Below are 17489 nucleotides of genomic sequence, written 5' to 3' on the forward strand. Positions count from 1 at the left end.
CCGGGAGATCAGCTTTTCGACCAGCAGCAGATTGGCCGGGTTGTCCTCCACATACAGCAACGTGGCCTGCCCGGGCGCCTGCGGCAGCGGCTGCCCCATGGGGCCAAGCTCGCTGGCTTCAAGCGCGTGCAGCTGCGGCATCTCGGCCTGCAGCAACTCGATCCAAAACACGCTGCCCACGCCCACCTCGCTGCGCACCCCGATCGCGCCGCCCATCAACTCCACCAAGCGCTTGCACACCACCAGGCCGATGCCGGTGCCCTCGGTGGCGCCGCCCTCCTGGCCCAAGCGGTTAAAGGGCTGAAACAACTGCTCGACCTCGGCCGCGCTCAAGCCCGCGCCGTCGTCCTCGACACTCAGGCGCAGCCGCCGCCCCTGCTCCCCGTCACAGACGCTGCAAGTCACCCGCACCGCGCCGCCGCTGCGGTTGTACTTGATCGCGTTGGAGAGCAGATTGACCAGCACCTGTTTGACCCGCGTGCGGTCGGCCATCACAAAGGCGGGCCCATCGATGGGCGTGAAGCTGAACGGGATGCCGGCGCGCTGCGCCTGCGGCTCCATCATCGCCTGGCAATCATTCAGCACCTCGGTCAGCGACATCGCCTCGGGCGACAGCGACAACTTGCCCGACTCGATCAAGGCCAGGTCGAGAATCTCGTTGATCAGCTCCAGCAAATACCAGCCGGCCTGCAGAATCTGGTCGATGCTGGCCTGCTGGCTGGGCGTGGGCAGGGGCTCGCCCGTTTCCATCAACTGGGCAAAGCCCAGGATCGCGTTCAGCGGCGAGCGCAGCTCATGGCTCATGCTGGACAGAAAGTCCGACTTGGCCTGGTTGGCCTTCTCCGCTGCGACCTTGGCGCTGCCCAGCGCGACGTTGACGTCCTGCAGCACCAGGTCCAGCACCTTGCGCTCGGTGATGTCACGGGCGGCGGCAAACACGCCTTGCAAATTGCGGTCGCGGTCGTAGAACGTGGTGGCGTTGTACGACACCACCGTTTGCTTGCCGTCGCGCGCCAGCGCGGTCAACTCGTAGTTGGTGACCTTGTTTTCGGCCAACACCCGCTTGATGCCGGCCTCGGCACGCTGCGGGTCGGTGAAATAGTTCTTGAACGGCGCGCCGATCAACTCGTCACGGGTACAGCCCGTTAACGCCTCCATCTGCTTGTTGACGTCGGAAATGATGCCGGCCGGATCGGTCGTCATCAAGGCATCAATATTCGACTCGATCAGCGAACGGGTATAGAACTGCTGATCGCGCAGGCGCTGGTCGAGCTTTTTGCGCTCTTCCTCGATCTGCTTGCGGGCGGTGTTGTCGGTGCCGATCAGCAAATAGCCAATGATGGCGCCGGCCACATCGCGCAGCGCCGTCACCGACACGACGGCCGGGAAGCGGCTGCCGTCCTTGCGGATATAGGTCAGCTCGTAAATGTCTTCGATGCCGCGCGAGGCCTTGAAGACCAGTGCCTCAAAACCCGGCGTGATGGGCGTCTCCAGCTCCAGGCTCAGCGCGGCGGCACGTGCGACCACCTCCAGCGGGTCGGAGATATCGGCCGGGGTGATTTTGTTCATCACGTCGACGGCGGCATAACCCAACATCCGCTCGGCACCGACATTGAAGAGCTGGATCACGCCCTTTTCGTCGGTCGCGATGCTGGAGAAATTGGCGCTGTTGAGGATGGCGTTTTGCAGCGCGCCGGTCTTGAGCAGAGCGGCTTGACGGCGCTGCTCGTTGCCAAGCGCTTGGCCGACGGCGACATTTTGTGCGGCAGGTAAGTCAGGTAAATCAGGTAAAGCCGCTAAATCCGCTAAATCCGCTAAATCCGGTAAAGCTGGAGATGTTGGCGCTTGAGCATCGAACATGGTGGCAATCAAAGAGAAGCGTGTACGGACCCAGCGAAGGGGGAACGCTTTTCGGACCGACCCCTAAAGATATCGACCACAGAAGGCGGACAGGCGCCAGCTCCCTTGCGGATGCTGGCGCCTGCATGATTGCCTGCGAGTGGGCGGGTGTCTGTACGCTGACGTACATAGACCGCCAGTATCCCGCTAGTAACCCGTGCTAATCACTCATTTACTCGGCGTAAACCAATCATCGGTGGCCGAACGCTCCCACGCGCTGATCTGCTTCTCGGCCTCGTCCTTGGCCACGCCGTAGCGCTCCTGGATCTTGCCGGCCAAGATGTCACGGCGGCCGGCCACGACGTCAAAGTCGTCGTTGCTCAGCTTGCCCCATTGCTCGGTGGCACGGCCAGTGAGCTGTTTCCAATTGCCTTCGATGCGATCCCAATTCATGGCGAACTCCTCAAGTGTTGTGGGTAAATCAGCTTCAAGGACGAACGGAGATTTCGTTCTTGACGGCCTTCACGCCGTTGACCTTCCAGGTCAGGCTTTGGGCCGTGTCCTTTTCCTTTTGGTTCTTGGCGAAGCCAGACAGCATCACCGTGCCCTTCATCGTCTCCACGCTGATGGCAGCGGCGTCAACTTGGGTGTTTTCAACAAAGCGGGCCTTGACGGCGGTGGTGATGGCGCTGTCATCGATATAGGCACCGACCGGCTCCTGGCCGCGCGTGACGGCGCAACCGGTGGCCGACAGCAGAGCGACGGCGGCGGTGACCGCGAGAACAGCGGTGGCCAGGGTATTGCGAAGATTGAGTGTGTTCATGATGGTGAGTCTCCAGTGGGGGGTTAAAAAAATATATGCGCGGCCGGGCTCAGTTCGCCAGCCAGTCCTTGAGCTCGTCGGCGTGCTCCTGCTCATCGCTGAGGATGCTTTCGAGCATGCGGCGGGTGGTGCTGTCTTTGTCGCCGATCAACGCGATGAGCTGGCTGTAGCACTCAATCGCCACCCGCTCGGCAATCAAGTTAGCGCGGATCATGTCCTTCAGATCGCTGGACTGGTCATAGGCGGCATGGCTGCGTTCGGTCAGCGTCGCAGGCGAAAAATCGGGCTCGCCGCCGAGTTGCACAATCCGCTGGGCCAACAGATCAGCATGGGCTGACTCTTCATTCGCATGCACCAAGAATTCCTCGGCAATCTTCGGCGATGCCAAGCCTTGGGCGGTGAAGTGATGGCGCTTGTAACGCAGCACGCAGACCAATTCGGTGGCCAGCGAATCATTCAGCAACTTGATGATGTCGCCGGCCCAGGGCCCATAGCCCGGCGTCACCGCGCCTTGATCGAGGCTGTGTTTGGCGGCCTCGACGGCGACCATGTCCAGCTTCATCGCAGGTTGCTGTGTGGCTCTGTCGTGATCCTTGTGATGCGTCATGGCGCTGTCCTGGTTGAACTTGGGGCTGTCCCAAGCGATAAGGCCACTTTAGGAATTTGCACCGAAGCGGGCCATCAGCGCGCTTCGCCTGCGGCTGTAGGAAGACGCCGCGCCGGGCTGTGGTCCGTCGCGCCGGTGGCGGCCGGCAGCAGCGGGATCACAAAGCTGCTGTGCGCCGGCAAGTCAGGCCAAACCAGGCTTTGACCGGGCAGCAAGAGCTGGGCCGCCGCGCCGCCGCCCACCAAGGCCGCAATCGCCTCGACCGGCGTACAGCGCAGCAACACAAAGCGCATCAATCGGCCCTCGCGGTTCAGCGTCAACTCGACGCGCGGCCAGTGGCTGGGCAGGCAGGGCTGGAACGAGAGCTGGCGCGCCTCCAACCGCAGCCCGCAAATGGACTCGATCGCCGCCCGGTGCAACCAGGCCGCCGCACCGGTGTACCAACTCCAACCACCCCGCCCGACATAGGGCGGCTGGCTGTAGACATCACCGGCCATCGCATAGGGCTCGGTCGCATAGACCGCGCCGCGCCGCGGGTGGGCAGCCCGGTGCGCCGGGCTCAGATAGCTGAAGTAGCGATAGACAACATCGCCCACCGGTTCGTCCGCCCCCTGCTCGGCCGGGTCGGTCAGGCCCAGCTGCGCCTTGGCCATCAGGGCCCAGACGCCGGCATGCGAATACTGGCCGCCGTTCTCTCGCACCCCCGGCGGATAGGCCTGGATATAGCCGGCGCTCGGGACGGCCTCGGCCAGCGGCGGGTCGAGCAGGCGCAGCAGGCCGGCGTCTGCGTCGACCAGATGGGTCTGCGCCGCAGCCATCGCCATGCGCTGCAGAGCCACCGGCGCCGCCCCCGACAGCACGCTCCAGGCCTGCGCGATCAGGTCAATCCGGGCTTCCGCGTTCTGGCCGCTGCCCAGCGCCTGGCCGTCGTCGAAGAAGGCGCGCTTGAACCACTGGCCGTCCCAGGCCGGCCCGATCAGCGCCGAGCGCCAACCCGCTGCGGCGGCCTCCCAAGCGGCGGCACGGAAAGTTTCACCGCGTGCGCGCGCCAGCGGCACAAAGTCGGCCACCACCTTGCACAAAAACCAGGCCAGCCAGACCGACTCGCCACGGCCCTCGGCGCCGACCCGGTTCATGCCGTCATTCCAGTCCCCGCTGCCCATCAAGGGCAGGCCATGCAGGCCCACGCGCAGGCTGCGGTCAAGCGTGCGGGCGGCATGCTCGTAGACCGAAGCAGTCTCCGCACTTTGGGTCGGCGTGTAATAGGCGTCCTCGGCACCGGGCGGGATGGCGGCACCGTCGAGGAAGTGCACGCTTTGATCCAGCAGGCCGGCGTCGCCGCTGCAGCGCAGGTAATGCGCGCAGGCCAGCGGCAGCCACAGTAAATCGTCGGAGAAATGCGTGCGCACGCCCGCACCCATCGGGCTGTGCCACCAATGCTGAACATCGCCTTCAACAAACTGGCGCGAGGCGCACAGCACGATTTGCTGACGCAGCAGCGCCGGTGCCGCCCAGGCCAGCGCCATGGCGTCCTGCAACTGATCGCGAAAGCCGGTGGCGCCGCCGGCCTGGTAAAAGCCCGCCTTGGCCCAGAGCCGGCAGGACACGGTCTGATAGAGCAGCCAGCGGTTGACCATGGCGTCAAACAAGGGGTCGGGTGTGACCAGCTGGGTGGCACCCAGCAGCTGATCCCAGCTCGCCCGCGTGGCCGCTAGGCGCTGCGCCGGAGCCACCGCGGCGGCCTGCTGGGCCAACTCGGTGGCGGCGGCCGGGTTGGCGCCATAGCCGAGCAAAAAGACCCGCTGCGCACTCGCCCCCGGCGCCAGCCGCAGCGTCGTCGACAGCGCGGCGCAGGGGTCGAGGCCGGCGCCCTGGCGTTTGCCGAAATGATCGGGCAGCACCAAGCGGCCGCGCGCATCGAAGAACTCGCGCCGGTCGCAAGTCCAGTCCACGTCATGGCCCTCATGGCCTTCATGGGCGGCCGGCTCGGTCGGTGCGGCCAGCGCGAAGAACGCGGTGCCGTCGCCAAAGCCCATGGCCCGCTCGGCTTGCGTCGCCAACAAGGTGTTCAGCCGCTTGTCGCTGGCGCGCGTGGGCCGAGCTGCGGTCAACAGGCTGGCGCGGTCGGACCGATTGGCGCCCATCAACCACTCGGCCATGCCGATCACGCGCAGCGACAAGCTGCGGCCGCCATGGTTGACGAAGGCAAGCGTGATTTGTTTGACCGAGCTCTGCGCATCAACGCACCAAGTCGCCGTAACGCCCAAGTCGCCGCGCCGGTGCTTGATCATGCTGTAGCCCTGGCCATGGCTGAGCTGATAACTGCTCAGCTGTGCGGACCCCCAAGCGCCGGGTGCCACGCTCCAAACCGCCAGCGTCGCCATGTCCTGCAGCAAAAACCATTCGCCCGGCTGGTCCACCACCGGGTCATTAGACCAGGGCGTGAGCTGATTCATGCGGCTGTTCAAGGCCCAGCTGTAGCCGCCGCCGGCCTCCGAGATTTGCGCCCCGAAGTCGCTATTGGCCAGCACATTGATCCAGGGCCGCAGTGGCCGCGCCTGGGCGTCAATCTCAAAGTTGAAGTCGCCTTGCGGGCCGAATTGACCCACGAATTGTGAGGTCGGTTGCGCCTGCGACGGCGCCGCGGCGCGCACTGAATCGGCGCCCACTGCCGCCGTCGATGCTTCCTGGCGCGCGTCCAGCGCCTGTTCATGCTGGTCCAGCCAGTCCTGGATATGGTGCGGCAGCGGCCGGCCGTCTGCATGCAGGCGCAGGCAGGCCAGGGTCTGCAGGGTGCTGAGTTCGGCCGGTGACAGCTCGTCGGCGCGCAACACATGCAGGCCGGTCAGGTCCTGGCCGGCGGATTGGTTGGCCGCGTTCTCGGCCTGATGGCGCTCGCGCAAGGCCATCAGTTCGCGCTGCAAGGCCATCAAATAGGAGATCGGCTCGGCGTTGACGACCACCAGATCGCAGGCCACCCCACCCCAAGACCACAGCCGCAGTGCCTTGGCCAAGCTGCGCAGCAGGCCCAGGCCCTGCAACACGCCGGCCGAGACCAGGATCAGGGGCCGGTCGCCCGAGATTCCGAAGCGCCAGAGCAGGCGGCGGTCGCAGAGCGGGCCGGCCATGCCTGGCAAGCTTGGGGCCCCAAGCGCGGCGGCCGGGCTTTGCGGCCGGGTCAGCGTCAGCACCAGGGCGGTGGTCACCGACTGCAGCGCGGTCAGGCTTTCCGCGCTCAGGCCCAAAGTACGCAGGCGGATGCCGGTCAAGGTGGCCGACATCAAGGAGGCCCGCTGCACATGGCTGGGCTGGCGGTATTTGTCGATGACGGCGTCCAGCGTGGCGCGGCTGTCGGAGGCGGCGGTGGCAAAGGTCAGTGTGACCTTGGACTGCGGCGCAATGCGCAGCCGCAGCGCCAGCGCGCAAACCGGGTCCAGACCGGTGTTCAGTTCGGCGCTGTCCTGGCCGGAGTCGAAATTGGCCAAGGGCTGGTTTGCCGGGCGGTTGCGGCCCTGCCATTGCTGGCGGTCGGTCTGGCAGCGCATATCCAGCACATGTTGGCCACCGTCGGCCAAAAAATGCACGGCCAGCAAACCCCGCTCGGTGGCCAGGCGCGGTTTGCGCTCAAACAACAGCGCCTGATCTTCGGCCTGCCATTCGGCGCGCACGAATAGATTGGAAAACGCCGGGTGCGCCTCATCGGCGCGCTGCTCGGCCAGCGTCACTTCAAAGGCCGAGATCAGCTCGAACGCAAGCGTGCTGTCACTGAGATTGCGCAGCTCGACCTGGCGAAACTCGATATCGTCCTCCGGGCTGACCCAGATGGTGCTGTGGGCATGCAGCTGCGGCCACGTGGCCTCAAAGCAGACCCGGTCGGCATGAAAGCTGCTGAGGTACTGGGCCTCCGGGTCGGGCGCCGGGTGTTGGGTGATGGACACCAGGCTGGTGTCAGTGGCACCGTCGGTGCCGCCCAAGCCGCGCAGGTAGAAGAAGCTGCCCAGCGCGTCCCGCAAGGCGTCGTCGCGCCAGCGGCTGATGCCGACCCGGCCCCAGCGGCTCCAGCCCGCGCCATTGGCGCGCAGCGACACGCTGTAGCGCCCGTTCGAGAGCAGATGGGTCGGCGCCACGGCGGTCTCACCCGGCAGCACCTCGCGCAGCAAGCTGGGCCTGCGCTGTTGGCGAGCGTGGGCCTGGAGCCCTTCGGCGGGCTCGAACAGCACCGACACCTCGCGCGGCGCCCGCTCATGCAGCAGCGACGCCACCGCCTCAATCTGCGCCGGCGCCATGCCCCAGGCTTGCGCCGGCCCGCCCAGCAAAACGTTGGCCAGCGCCACCACGCTCATGCCCTGGTGATGGGCCATGAAGGTGACGACCGGGGTGAAGCGGGCATTGCCAGTTTGGATCGCGGGCGTGTAGTCCAGCGCCTCGATGAAACCATAGCGGCCTCGAACGCTCCCAGACTCACCCCCCAGCGCCTCCAAGGCGGCGAAGTTGCGGCAAGCGGCCTGCGGCGCGATCTGCGCCGCCAGCGCGGTGGCATAGGGTGCGATCACCAACTCATCGATCGGGGTGCGCCGCAGCGCCAGCCGCGGCACGCCCTGCGGCGCGTACTGGTAGGCCAAGGTGTGGTCGCGCCCGGCATAGGCCGATTCGGAAATGCCCCAGGGCGTCTGGTTCTGGCGGGCAAATTCAATCTGCTCCTGCAGCGCCGCCAGGCAAGCCTCGCGCAAGACGCTGCCATGTGGCTCGTCCAGCACCAGGCTGGGCATCAGGTACTCGAACATCGAGCCCGACCAGGAACGCAGGCCGGCCGCCGTGGCCACCGCAAAAAACGGCCGCCCGAGCGCGCCCCAATGGCGCACCGGCACATCACCCTTGGCGATGGCCAGCAAGCTGGTCAGCCGCGATTCCGAGGCCAGCAAGTCGTAAAAGCCCGAGTCCAGCTCTTGCTCGGCGACCCGGTAGCCAATATGAAACAGATGGCGCTTGGGGTGGTGGAGAAAGGTGAAGTCGGCCTCGGCGAACAGGCGCTCGAAGCTTGCGGCCAGGTCCAACAAGCGCCGGCTGGTCGTGACGTCATCAGTGGCTTGCCGGTCCAGCGCGGCCGAGCGGCGCGTTGCCCGCAGGTCGCCCAGGCACCAGCGCAGTTGCTGCCGCACAGCCGGCGTGCCGCCGCAGCGGGCGGCCAGCAAGGGGCTGAGGCGCAGCTGCGCGGCCAGCAAGGCCCGCGCACTCGCGGCAGCAGCGCGGCCAGCTTGCGGCTGGGCCGCCAAGGCCCGGCAGGCTTGGGCTGCGGCGAGCAAATGGCCGCACAGATTGCCGCTGTCCACGGTCGAGACGTACATCGGCAACAGCGCCGCGCCGCGCTCGGTGTCGTACCAGTTGAGGAAATGGCCGCGGTGGCGTTCCAGCTGCAGCATGCTGGCCAGTGTGGCCTCCAAGCGATTCAGCAAGTCTTGCGTGCCTATCCAGCCAAACTCGCGCGCGCACGCCGTCGCCAGCAGATACAGGCCGATATTGGTCGGCGAGGTGCGGTGGGCCAGCATGTCATGCGGGTCCAGCTGCAAATTGTCGGGCGGCAGGTGGCGGTCGTCCGGGCCGACGCAGCGCTCGAAGAAGCGCCAGGTGTCGCGGGCAATGCCGGCCAGGTAGACCTGCTCGGCGGGCAGCAAGACGGGCTGCTCACAGGCCAGGTTGGGCCGGCTGACCCACCAGCTGGCCAGCGGCGCGCTCAGCCAAGCCAGACATAACCATGAGGTTAACCAGGGCGACGCAGTGCCGGTCAGCAAGAGGCCGGCCCACAACAGCAGCGCCAACACCGACACCGGCCAATGCTGGCGCAACACCGCCGGCAAGGCGGTCTTGGCGGCCGCCTGCGCCGCCGCCGCGGTGGTCCACTGCAGCAGCAAGCGGCGGCTGAACAGCATCCGGTAGAGCGCCCGGCCCACGGCATCCAGCGCCATCAAGGCCTGCTGCAACAGCTGGCCCAGCAACCACAGGCTACTGAGCAAGGCGCGCAACAGGTCGGTTGCCGCACGGGTGTAGAAATGGCGCAGCGCCAGGTCATCGCGGCTGGGCGCAAAGCCGGCCAAGGCACCCAGCAGCGGCCCGGCCGACAGCGCCGCCCAGACCAGACCCAGGGCGGCCCACGCTGACAGCCCCACGCCCGCCAAAGCCGTGATCAACAAGAGCAGGGACATCGGTGCCACCAGCGAGCGGCGCAGATTGTCAAACATCTTCCAGCGGCTGACGGCCGGGAACGGGTAGCGCCAGGGGTTCAGGAATATGGGCAGTAACTGCCAATCTCCACGCGTCCAGCGGTGCACGCGCGAGGCAGCCACCTCGGCATGGAAGGGGGCATCCTCGACCACGGTGATGTCACTGACCGCCGCACAGCGAGCCAGCGCACCCTCCAGCAAGTCGTGGCTCAAGATCTGCCCCTCGGGCAGGCGCCGGCTCAGTACCGCATGCAGGGCCCGCACATTGAGCAGGCCTTTGCCGCTGAAGCTGCCCTCCTGGAACAGGTCCTGATAGACCTCGGAGCTGGCCGCGCTATACGGGTCGATGCCGCATTGGCCGGCAAAAAACCAGTGATAACGGGTGAAGTCCTTGGGCGCCGGCAGCGGCGTCACCACGCGCGGCTGCAAGATGCCATAGCCGCTGGCGATGAAGCGCCCGCTCGCGTCCATGCGTGGTTGGTTGTGCGGGTGGGCGGCCACGCCGACCAGCTCGCGCAGGCGGCCGGGCGGCAGCTGGGTGTCGCTGTCCAGCGTGACGATGTAGCGGATCTCGCTCATCGGCGTCGACAACTCGCCCAGCTCGACAAACGCGGCTTCGGTCGGCGGATCGGCCAACAAGCAGATCAGTTGCTCCAGCTTGCCGCGCTTGCGCTCCCAGCCCATCCAGGCCTGCTCGGTCGTGCTGAACTGGCGCCGCCGGTGCAACAGGATGAAGCGCGGCGTGCTTGGCTCGGTTCCGGGAGCTTGCAGATGGCGCAAATTGAGCGCGGCCAGCTCGCTGCAGGCCAGCGCCAGCAGGTGCGCGTCGCCGGGCAGTTCGGGCGTGGCCGCATCCAGCCAATCGCTCAACAAGGCGAACTGCGCCTGCGGCTCCGGGTTGGCCAGGTAATGCAGGTGCAGCCTATGCACCAGCTCGACCACGGCGGCCGGGCTGCTCAACATCGCCGGCACCACCACCAAGACCCGGTGCTCGGGCGGTATGCCGTGGGCCAGGCCCAGGCGCCGCAGATGGCTGGGCCGCGCCGACTCACTGATCAAGCGGTTGATCACCGCCACCACCGCCTCGGAGGCCGGGAACAGCATCAGCAAGGCCGCCAAGCCGGTCAGCAGCCAGGCGTCTTGCTGCTGGGGAAGCAGCCACGCCACCAGCCCGACGCTGGCACCCAGCAACGCCAGCAAATAGCCGGGCAACGCCAGGCGCCTGGCTTGCTTGACGCATTGGCTGGACAGACGCTCCAGCAGCGCCGCGCGCTCGGGCAGGCCCAGCGCCGCCGTCAAGGCCGGCCGGCCGGCACCGCTGAGCCAGTAGCCGGCATCCGCCTGGGTCTGGTTGCGCATCAGCGCCAGCAGGGCTTGCGCCACCGCCACTTCGCTGCGTGCGCTGCGGCGCGCCAGCCGCTCGATCGCATGCAGGGTTTGGTCACGCGTGACCATATGCTCGGCCTCGAACACCGCGGAGCCCATCATCAGCAGCATCACGCTGCTGCTGCGGGCGACGATCTCGGGCCAGTCGGCATCGCCGATGGCGCGCAAGCTGGTCAGCGCATTGCTGACGCTGAGGTTGTCGGCGGTCTGGTCGGCGGTTTGCTGCAGTTGCACGGTCGCCAGATCGGGCAAGACCTCACTCAACCAGCGCGCGCGTCTTGAATCACTGAGGCTGTCACCGGTGGTGCGCCGGTCTTGCAGGCGCTGCGCCATCTGGGCCAGAAAAACCCGCCCGACGCCGCGCTGCGTGAGCAGGTCCAGCAGCGTGTCCAGCGCCGGCACGGTGAAGGTTTCAATGCGGTCAAAGCACAGGTTGGCGACTTCGCGCGCCGCCTTGTTGGTGGCCACCCGCTCGGCCAAGCGGCGCAGGTTCTCCACCAACACGACCCGCAAGGTGGTCGGCAAGGCCCAGATCTCGCTGAGACTGAGTTCGCGGGTTTCCTGGTAGGCGGTCAGGAACTGCAGCAGCAGGTCCTCGTCAAAGGCGCCGTCGGTGTGGGCCACATAAGCCCAAGCGACGCCGTAGATGCGCGGCAGGCCGGCCAGTGGCTCGGCCAGCAGGACCGGCAGCGAACGGAAGTAGCTGCGCGGCAGGCCCTCGTGAACCTCCTTCAGCTGCGCCTCGATCAGATGAAAGTTGTCCAGCAGCCATTCGGCCGCCGGGCTGATGTCATAGCCGGTCTTGGCTTGCTCGCCGATATAGCGATGGGCCTGGCGCAGCACCTCGATATTGCTGCGCAGGCGCGGAAAAAAGCTCGCCGCAAAAGCGCTCGAGCGCTCGGCGCTGTGCGTGACGCCGAGGCTGCGGCCATGCTGCGCAAAGCGCTGCAGGCCAAAGATCTCCGAGCGTATCGGGGACTGCAGGGCGCCGCGCTGGTCACCCAGGATGTCGCACAGGATGGCCGATGCCTCGGGCAGCAAGCGCTGCAACTCACGCGTAGCCATCTTCGCCACCACTCAGCCGAGCCAGGCGACACCCAGCAACAACACCAGCAGCGCCAGCAGCAAGCTGGTGACGAAGCGGGGCGCCACAAAGCCGTGCAAGGTCTCGGCCGCGCAACGCAGGCGAAAGCTGTGGCCCTGGTTTGAGCGGCACAGGCCCAGATGCTCGCCCATGGCCTGCAGCTCACCCGGCGAGGTGTCGGCGCTGTCACCAAAGGACGACGTGCTCCAAACGCTACCCGAGCTGGCGTTGTTGTGTTTCATAGCGGTCCCCTGTTGTTCAGCGACGTGGACGCACGGGCTGCTCGTTGTCCGAGATATAGATCTCGACCCGGCGGTTCAAGGCCCGGTTGCTGGCGCTGGCGTTGTCGGCCACCGGGAAGCGCTCGCCATGGCCGACCGTCGAAATGCCGGTGGCGGCCAAGTTGCTGCCGGAAGCCAGCAAGGCCGCCTTGACAGCATCGGCGCGACGCAGCGACAAGCTCTCATTCAAAGCACTGCCGCCGCTGTTGTCGGTGTGGCCTTCGATCAAGACCTGCCGATTCGGCTGCTGCTGCAAAAACTCCGCCAACTTGCGCAGCGACTGCTGGGCTGCCGGCTTGACTTCGGCCCGGTTCAGCTCAAACAAGACATCGCCCAGGGTCACCAACATGCCGCGTTCGGTTTTTTGCGCCTGCAAAGCGGCCAGCTCGGCCTGCTGAGCCTGCAACTGCGACTGTGCCTTGGCGGTTTCGGCCTGGGCACCCGCGGCAACGGCGACCGCCGCTACGGTGGCTTGCTCGGCGGCAGCGGTCTGGCGCTGTGCAATGCCGGTCTGATTGCGAGCCCCCGCCAGTTCTTGCGTGCGCTGGTCGGCGCGCGCGCGTTCGCGTTCGGCGACGCTGCCGGTCACGGCCGCATCATTGCTCTTGGCCAGCGCCACCGCAACGGCGCGGCGAGCTTGCTGGTTGGCCACATAGGCGGCGCTGTCCAGCTCGGGGCCGGTGTCGCCCTTGGCCAGCATGGCATTGGCACGACTGAGCGAATCGGTCGCGGTCTTCAACTCCAGCGGCGCATGGGTGCGCACCATGGTGTCGGCTTCGGCGCTGCGCACCGCTTGGCGGGCTTCGGTCAGCACGGCCGGAGGCGTCGGCGGCGTGCTGGCACAGGCACCCAGCAACAGGCCGGTCAACAGCACGCTGCTGGTCTTGGGAGTAAAAAGAAATGATTTCATGGGGGGGGGTTTCCTGAGAGATGGGCAGCTACAGATGGGCAGCGGCAGATGGGCAGCGGCAGACGGGCAGCGGCAGACGGGCTTGTGCTGGTTTACTTGCGCGACATTTCGTCACGCAACTGGCGGATGCCTTCACGCACCTCGGCCAGCGCCTTGGCGGAACGCACCGAGCGGGCTTGGCCCTCGGCCAGTGCCGCATCGGCCTCGGCCTGCTCGGCCAGCCGGCGGGCCAGCTCGAAGTCCTTGTTGGCGAATGCCGCGTTGGCCGCAGCTAGCTTCTGGCGAGCTGCCGCCATTTCTACTGGCGCATCGACGGCGGCCGAGGCGTCGGCACGCTCGACTGCGGCCTTGCTGACCGCCATTTGGGCGGTCGGTGGTGTGCCGGCGCAGGCCGCCAGCAGCAGGACGAGGACGGCGCTCAGCGCGGCCTGGGGCAGCCGGCGTTGGTTCAATGCAGTGTTATTCATGGCTTCTCCAATGGTGTTCAAGTGCTATCGCCATGATGCCGACGGGGCCCTGCCCTGACCATCAGCCGAGCCCGCTAACAGCTGTCGGACAGGGACTACATAGCGTCTTGAGAAACAAAACCAAAACGGACGCAGAGCGAACAGCCGAGGCCCGCAGAGCGCGCAGAGGAATAGCTAAAGCCTTGCCGATCTCAGCGTGCTCCGCGTCTCAGCGGCCTCTGCGTCCCGTGTTTCTTCGCGAACGCCGGACGCAGATAGGGGCCTGGGATGCTCTCAGTCCGCATGTTTTTTGAGCCAGGCCAGGTAATGCTCGACCCAGCTCTGCATGAAGGCCAAGCTACCGGCGCCGAAGCCGCCGTCGGCATCAAACAAGCCGGCCGTGTGCTGTAAAAAGACCTCGGGCACGCCCATGGTCGGCACATCCAGACAGGCCAGCACATTGCGCAGATGCTGCTGTGCCAGGGCGGTGCCGGCGGCGCCCACCGACACACCCAGCAGCGCTGCCGGCTTGCCCGCCCAGACACTTTCACCATACGGGCGCGAGCCGTGATCAATGGCGTTCTTGAGCACACCGGGGATGGAGCGGTTGTACTCGGGCGTCACAAACAGCAGGCCCTGTGAGGCCTTGACATCGGCCCGCAAGCGCCGCACCGCCGCACAGGGGCGGTCGTCGTCGTCCTGGTTGTAGAGCGGCAAATCACCGATCTCAATCGCCTTGAAGCTGATCCAGCTCGGCGCCAAGCGCATCGCGGCGCCCGCCAGTTGTTGATTGAACGATGCACGGCGCAGGCTGCCGACGATCACGGCGACTTGATAGTTTTGCATTGCGGACTCCGGGGGAACATGGAAGTCCGAACTTAGCCCCAAAAATCCGCAATATCTGTGCGTTAGGCCACGCTAACCCCGCCGAACTAATTCCTGTCGCAATTGACAGATTTCGTCCAGCAGGTCCAACACCAGGGCCGTGCCATGGGGGCCCAGATCCAGCTCCTGCTGCAGGCGCAGGGCCAGCCGCGCGCGGTGCAGTACCGAACCCTCGAACCGCCACTGCGTCATGTCCTCGCTCATCACTCCGAACACACCCTCCTGCACCAACTCGGCCAGCCGCAAAGCGTCCGCTTGGCAGGCTTGGCTGAGCCCGCTGAGCGTGAACTGCACCTCTTGCTCGACCAGCATCGCCGGCCCTTGCACCCGATTGATTGCCATCATGGTTGACCTCAGGCTTGCGACGAAACGCGTGGATTGAAATTACTGAACTGCGCCGCCATGGCGCGGTAAGCATCCTGGGCCGTCGGGCTGTCCGCCGGCGGCAATTGCAGCTGCACGACGGCATACAGATCGCCGGCCTGGCCCGAACCCTCGGCGAAAGCCGGCAAACCGCGGCCTTTGAGTCTGAGCTTGCGGCCGCTTTTGGAGCCCGGCGGCACCGACAGCTCAAGCTCGCCGCCCGGTGTCAGCAGCGTCACCGTGGCACCCAGCGCCGCCTCCCAGGGTGCGAGCGGCAAATCCATATACACATCACCGGCCTCGACTCGAAAGCGCGGATGGGGCAAAAAGTTGATCTCAAGATAGAGATCCCCGGCCGGCGCACCTGGCGAGTCGGCCGAGGCCGCTTGGCCCTGCCCCGCCAGCCGCAAATGCTGACCCGCACGTATGCCTTTTGGGATGCTGACCAAGATCTGCTTGTTGTGCATGCGCACCGCGCCGCCCGCCTCATGCACAGGCACATGCAGGGTGATCGTGCGCGCCGCGCCCCGGTAGGCGTCGAGCAGATCAATGCTGACCTTGGCATGCTGGTCGGCGCCGGCGCGCGGCGTCGCCCCATGCGGCGCCGCACGCCCGCTTTGGCGGCCGAACAGCGACTCGAAGAAGCTACTGTGGATGCCGTCGCTGCTGTCGCCGCCCCCGGCGTTGCCCGCAAAGCCACCGCCCTTGAACGCGAAGCCATCGCTCCAGCCCGCGGCCGGCGCGAACGCGGGCCCGCCCTGAGCCTGTGCGGCGACGCTGTCGTAGGCGGCACGCCTGTCGACGTCGCAAAGCGCCTCGTGCGCCTCGGCGATGTCCTTGAAACGGGCTTCCGCGTCCGGCTCCTTGCTGACATCGGGGTGATACTTGCGCGCCAGCTTGCGATAGGCACGCTTGATTTGCTCGGCCGTGGCACTGCGTTCAAGGCCAAGCGTGCGGTAGTAGTCTTTGAAAGCCATGGCCATAGGGTTGCGCTCTGCAAGTGGAGGTGTCGAAGCACAAAGTAGCCCCGCCAACGTCCACGGTCTGTGCGCCGTCGCACATAAAAAATGGCAAATCGGCACAACATCGACCTCCTATATTCGTCAGCACACAAACCAGCCGCACCCGACACCCCTACACTGCCGGGATTGCCGCTCTGGACCCTCCACATACGGTCTCCCCGCCCTTAGCCGTTTTGGAGTTCCTCGATGATCGCCCCCCCCCATACCCGTAGGAATCACCTGCTGGACGCACTGCCGGAGCCGGAATGGCGGCGCTTGCTGCCACATCTGGAAAGCGTGGACATGCCGCTGGGGATGGTGCTGTATGAGCCCGGCAGCACGCTCAGCCATGTCTACTTCCCCACTTCGTCAATCGTGTCCTTGCTTTATGTGATGCAAAACGGCGCCTCGGCCGAGATTGCGGTGGTGGGTTTCGAAGGCCTGGTCGGCATCTCGCTGTTCATGGGCGGCGACTCCACCCCCAGCCGCGCGGTGGTACAAAGCGCCGGCCAGGGCCTGCGGCTGAAGGCGCAGACGATCAAGGACGAGTTCAACCGCTCGGGCCCGGTGATGCATCTGCTGCTGCGCTACACGCAAGCATTGATCACACAGATGTCGCAAACGGCGGTCTGCAACCGCCACCACTCGCTCGACCAGCAGCTCTGCCGCTGGCTGCTGCTCAGCCTGGACCGGCTGCGCAGCCTTGAGCTGGTGATGACGCAGGAATTGATCGCCAATATGTTGGGCGTGCGCCGCGAGGGCGTGACGGAAAGCGCGCTGAAATTGCAGCAAGCCGGCCTGATCCGCTATGTGCGCGGCCATATCTCGGTGCTGGACCGGCCCGGCCTGGAGCGCCGCTCCTGCGAATGCTATGCCGTGGTCAAGAAGGAATATGAGCGTTTGCTACCCAAAGTTTTGGCGACGTGACGCAGTTGCGGCGGCCGAGCGGCTGTCTGTAGGACAGAGTTGACAGCGGGATCAGCCGACGGCTGATGGTCAGCTGGGCGGCGCGGGGCAAAGATGGGCCATCTAAGTTCGTAGCGGAGCCCGCCTTGAAAACTAGCCCTAGCCCAAACTGCAAGCCTTGCCAAAACCAGCTGCTGGCCGGCTTGCCTGAAGCCGACTTGGCACGTTGGGTCGTCGCCCTGGAGCCGGTGCATTTAAGCCTCGGCCAAGTGTTGTGCGAATCCGGCAGCAGCGCCGCCTATGTGTACTTCCCCACCACGGCCATCGTCTCGCTGCTGTATCTGACGCAGGACGGTGATTCCTCCGAAATTGCGGTGGTGGGCCGTGACGGCGTGGTCGGCATTTCGGTCTTCATGGGCGGCAATGCCACGCCCAGCCGCTCGGTCGTGCAAAGCGCCGGCCAGGGCCTGCGTCTGCCGGCCCAGCTGGTCAAGCATGAGGTCGGCCGCGCCGGAGCGATCCAGACCATGTTGCTGCGCTACACCCAGACCTTGATGGCACAAGTGGCGCAGACGGCCGCCTGCAACCGCTACCACTCGATCGACCAACTGCTATGCCGCCGCTTGCTGCTGGGCCTGGACCGCCGGCCCTCCGAGGCCTTGATGATGACGCAGGAGTTACTGGCCAATCTGCTGGGCGTGCGCCGCGAAGGCGTCACCGCTGCGGCGCTGAAGCTGAGC

The 17489-nt window shown here is 66.0% G+C and carries 13 protein-coding genes; 2 read left to right on the forward strand and 11 right to left on the reverse strand.

All coding sequences use genetic code 11. The features are described 5' to 3' along the window. From RMO57_RS05535 to RMO57_RS05585, 11 genes are all read right to left on the reverse strand, one after another. Positions 1-1860, reverse strand: a 1860-nt coding sequence (locus RMO57_RS05535) for a PAS domain S-box protein (protein ID WP_310384974.1), incomplete at its 3' end; no start/stop codon positions are given. A gap of 207 nt (positions 1861-2067) precedes the next feature. Continuing rightward, positions 2068-2292, reverse strand: a complete 225-nt coding sequence (locus RMO57_RS05540; protein WP_310384977.1) for a CsbD family protein — start codon at positions 2290-2292, stop codon at positions 2068-2070. 34 nt (positions 2293-2326) lie between these two features. After that, entirely contained in the window at positions 2327-2662 is a 336-nt protein-coding gene (locus RMO57_RS05545) for a BON domain-containing protein (protein WP_310384979.1), read from the reverse strand. Between the two features lie 49 nt (positions 2663-2711). Then, on the reverse strand, positions 2712-3224 hold the full coding sequence (locus RMO57_RS05550; RefSeq protein WP_310384994.1) for a ferritin-like domain-containing protein: 513 nt from the start codon (positions 3222-3224) through the stop codon (positions 2712-2714). A 119-nt stretch (positions 3225-3343) separates the two neighbouring features. Then, positions 3344-11938 carry a GH36-type glycosyl hydrolase domain-containing protein gene (locus RMO57_RS05555; RefSeq protein WP_310384980.1) on the reverse strand — a complete coding sequence of 2865 codons (8595 nt, stop codon included), beginning with the start codon at positions 11936-11938 and terminating at the stop codon, positions 3344-3346. A 12-nt stretch (positions 11939-11950) separates the two neighbouring features. Further along, positions 11951-12199 carry a hypothetical protein gene (locus RMO57_RS05560; protein WP_310384982.1) on the reverse strand — a complete coding sequence of 83 codons (249 nt, stop codon included), beginning with the start codon at positions 12197-12199 and terminating at the stop codon, positions 11951-11953. 16 nt (positions 12200-12215) lie between these two features. After that, positions 12216-13148, reverse strand: a complete 933-nt coding sequence (locus tag RMO57_RS05565) for an OmpA family protein (protein ID WP_310384984.1) — start codon at positions 13146-13148, stop codon at positions 12216-12218. A 92-nt stretch (positions 13149-13240) separates the two neighbouring features. Further along, the gene (locus RMO57_RS05570) at positions 13241-13615 is read right to left on the reverse strand and encodes a DUF4398 domain-containing protein (RefSeq protein WP_310384985.1); all 375 of its coding nucleotides are present in this window, start codon (positions 13613-13615) and stop codon (positions 13241-13243) included. A gap of 273 nt (positions 13616-13888) precedes the next feature. Next, entirely contained in the window at positions 13889-14440 is a 552-nt protein-coding gene (locus tag RMO57_RS05575; protein WP_310384987.1) for an NAD(P)H-dependent oxidoreductase, read from the reverse strand. Positions 14441-14512: 72 nt separating this feature from the next. Next, positions 14513-14824, reverse strand: a complete 312-nt coding sequence (locus tag RMO57_RS05580; RefSeq protein WP_310384988.1) for a chaperone modulator CbpM — start codon at positions 14822-14824, stop codon at positions 14513-14515. An 8-nt stretch (positions 14825-14832) separates the two neighbouring features. Beyond that, the gene (locus RMO57_RS05585) at positions 14833-15819 is read right to left on the reverse strand and encodes a DnaJ C-terminal domain-containing protein (protein WP_310384989.1); all 987 of its coding nucleotides are present in this window, start codon (positions 15817-15819) and stop codon (positions 14833-14835) included. 231 nt (positions 15820-16050) lie between these two features. Between RMO57_RS05585 and RMO57_RS05590 the strand changes: the two genes are divergently transcribed. Beyond that, positions 16051-16770 (forward strand): Crp/Fnr family transcriptional regulator, encoded by a 720-nt coding sequence (locus RMO57_RS05590; protein ID WP_310384990.1) that lies wholly within the window; start codon positions 16051-16053, stop codon positions 16768-16770. Positions 16771-16895: 125 nt separating this feature from the next. Beyond that, a partial coding sequence (locus RMO57_RS05595; RefSeq protein ID WP_310384992.1) for a Crp/Fnr family transcriptional regulator occupies positions 16896-17489 on the forward strand: 594 nt, incomplete at its 3' end.

Source organism: Roseateles sp., from assembly GCF_031397715.1.
In the GTDB taxonomy this organism is placed as follows: domain Bacteria; phylum Pseudomonadota; class Gammaproteobacteria; order Burkholderiales; family Burkholderiaceae_C; genus Paucibacter_A.

What these genes read in the sequence shown, in the direction of transcription:
- RMO57_RS05540 (WP_310384977.1), bottom strand. Translation starts at nt 2,292, where the DNA reads ATGAATTGGGATCGCATCGAAGGCAATTGGAAACAGCTCACTGGCCGT.
- RMO57_RS05545 (WP_310384979.1), bottom strand. Translation starts at nt 2,662, where the DNA reads ATGAACACACTCAATCTTCGCAATACCCTGGCCACCGCTGTTCTCGCG.
- RMO57_RS05550 (WP_310384994.1), bottom strand. Translation starts at nt 3,224, where the DNA reads ATGAAGCTGGACATGGTCGCCGTCGAGGCCGCCAAACACAGCCTCGAT.
- RMO57_RS05555 (WP_310384980.1), bottom strand. Translation starts at nt 11,938, where the DNA reads ATGGCTACGCGTGAGTTGCAGCGCTTGCTGCCCGAGGCATCGGCCATC.
- RMO57_RS05560 (WP_310384982.1), bottom strand. Translation starts at nt 12,199, where the DNA reads ATGAAACACAACAACGCCAGCTCGGGTAGCGTTTGGAGCACGTCGTCC.
- RMO57_RS05565 (WP_310384984.1), bottom strand. Translation starts at nt 13,148, where the DNA reads ATGAAATCATTTCTTTTTACTCCCAAGACCAGCAGCGTGCTGTTGACC.
- RMO57_RS05570 (WP_310384985.1), bottom strand. Translation starts at nt 13,615, where the DNA reads ATGAATAACACTGCATTGAACCAACGCCGGCTGCCCCAGGCCGCGCTG.
- RMO57_RS05575 (WP_310384987.1), bottom strand. Translation starts at nt 14,440, where the DNA reads ATGCAAAACTATCAAGTCGCCGTGATCGTCGGCAGCCTGCGCCGTGCA.
- RMO57_RS05580 (WP_310384988.1), bottom strand. Translation starts at nt 14,824, where the DNA reads ATGATGGCAATCAATCGGGTGCAAGGGCCGGCGATGCTGGTCGAGCAA.
- RMO57_RS05585 (WP_310384989.1), bottom strand. Translation starts at nt 15,819, where the DNA reads ATGGCTTTCAAAGACTACTACCGCACGCTTGGCCTTGAACGCAGTGCC.
- RMO57_RS05590 (WP_310384990.1), top strand. Translation starts at nt 16,051, where the DNA reads ATGATCGCCCCCCCCCATACCCGTAGGAATCACCTGCTGGACGCACTG.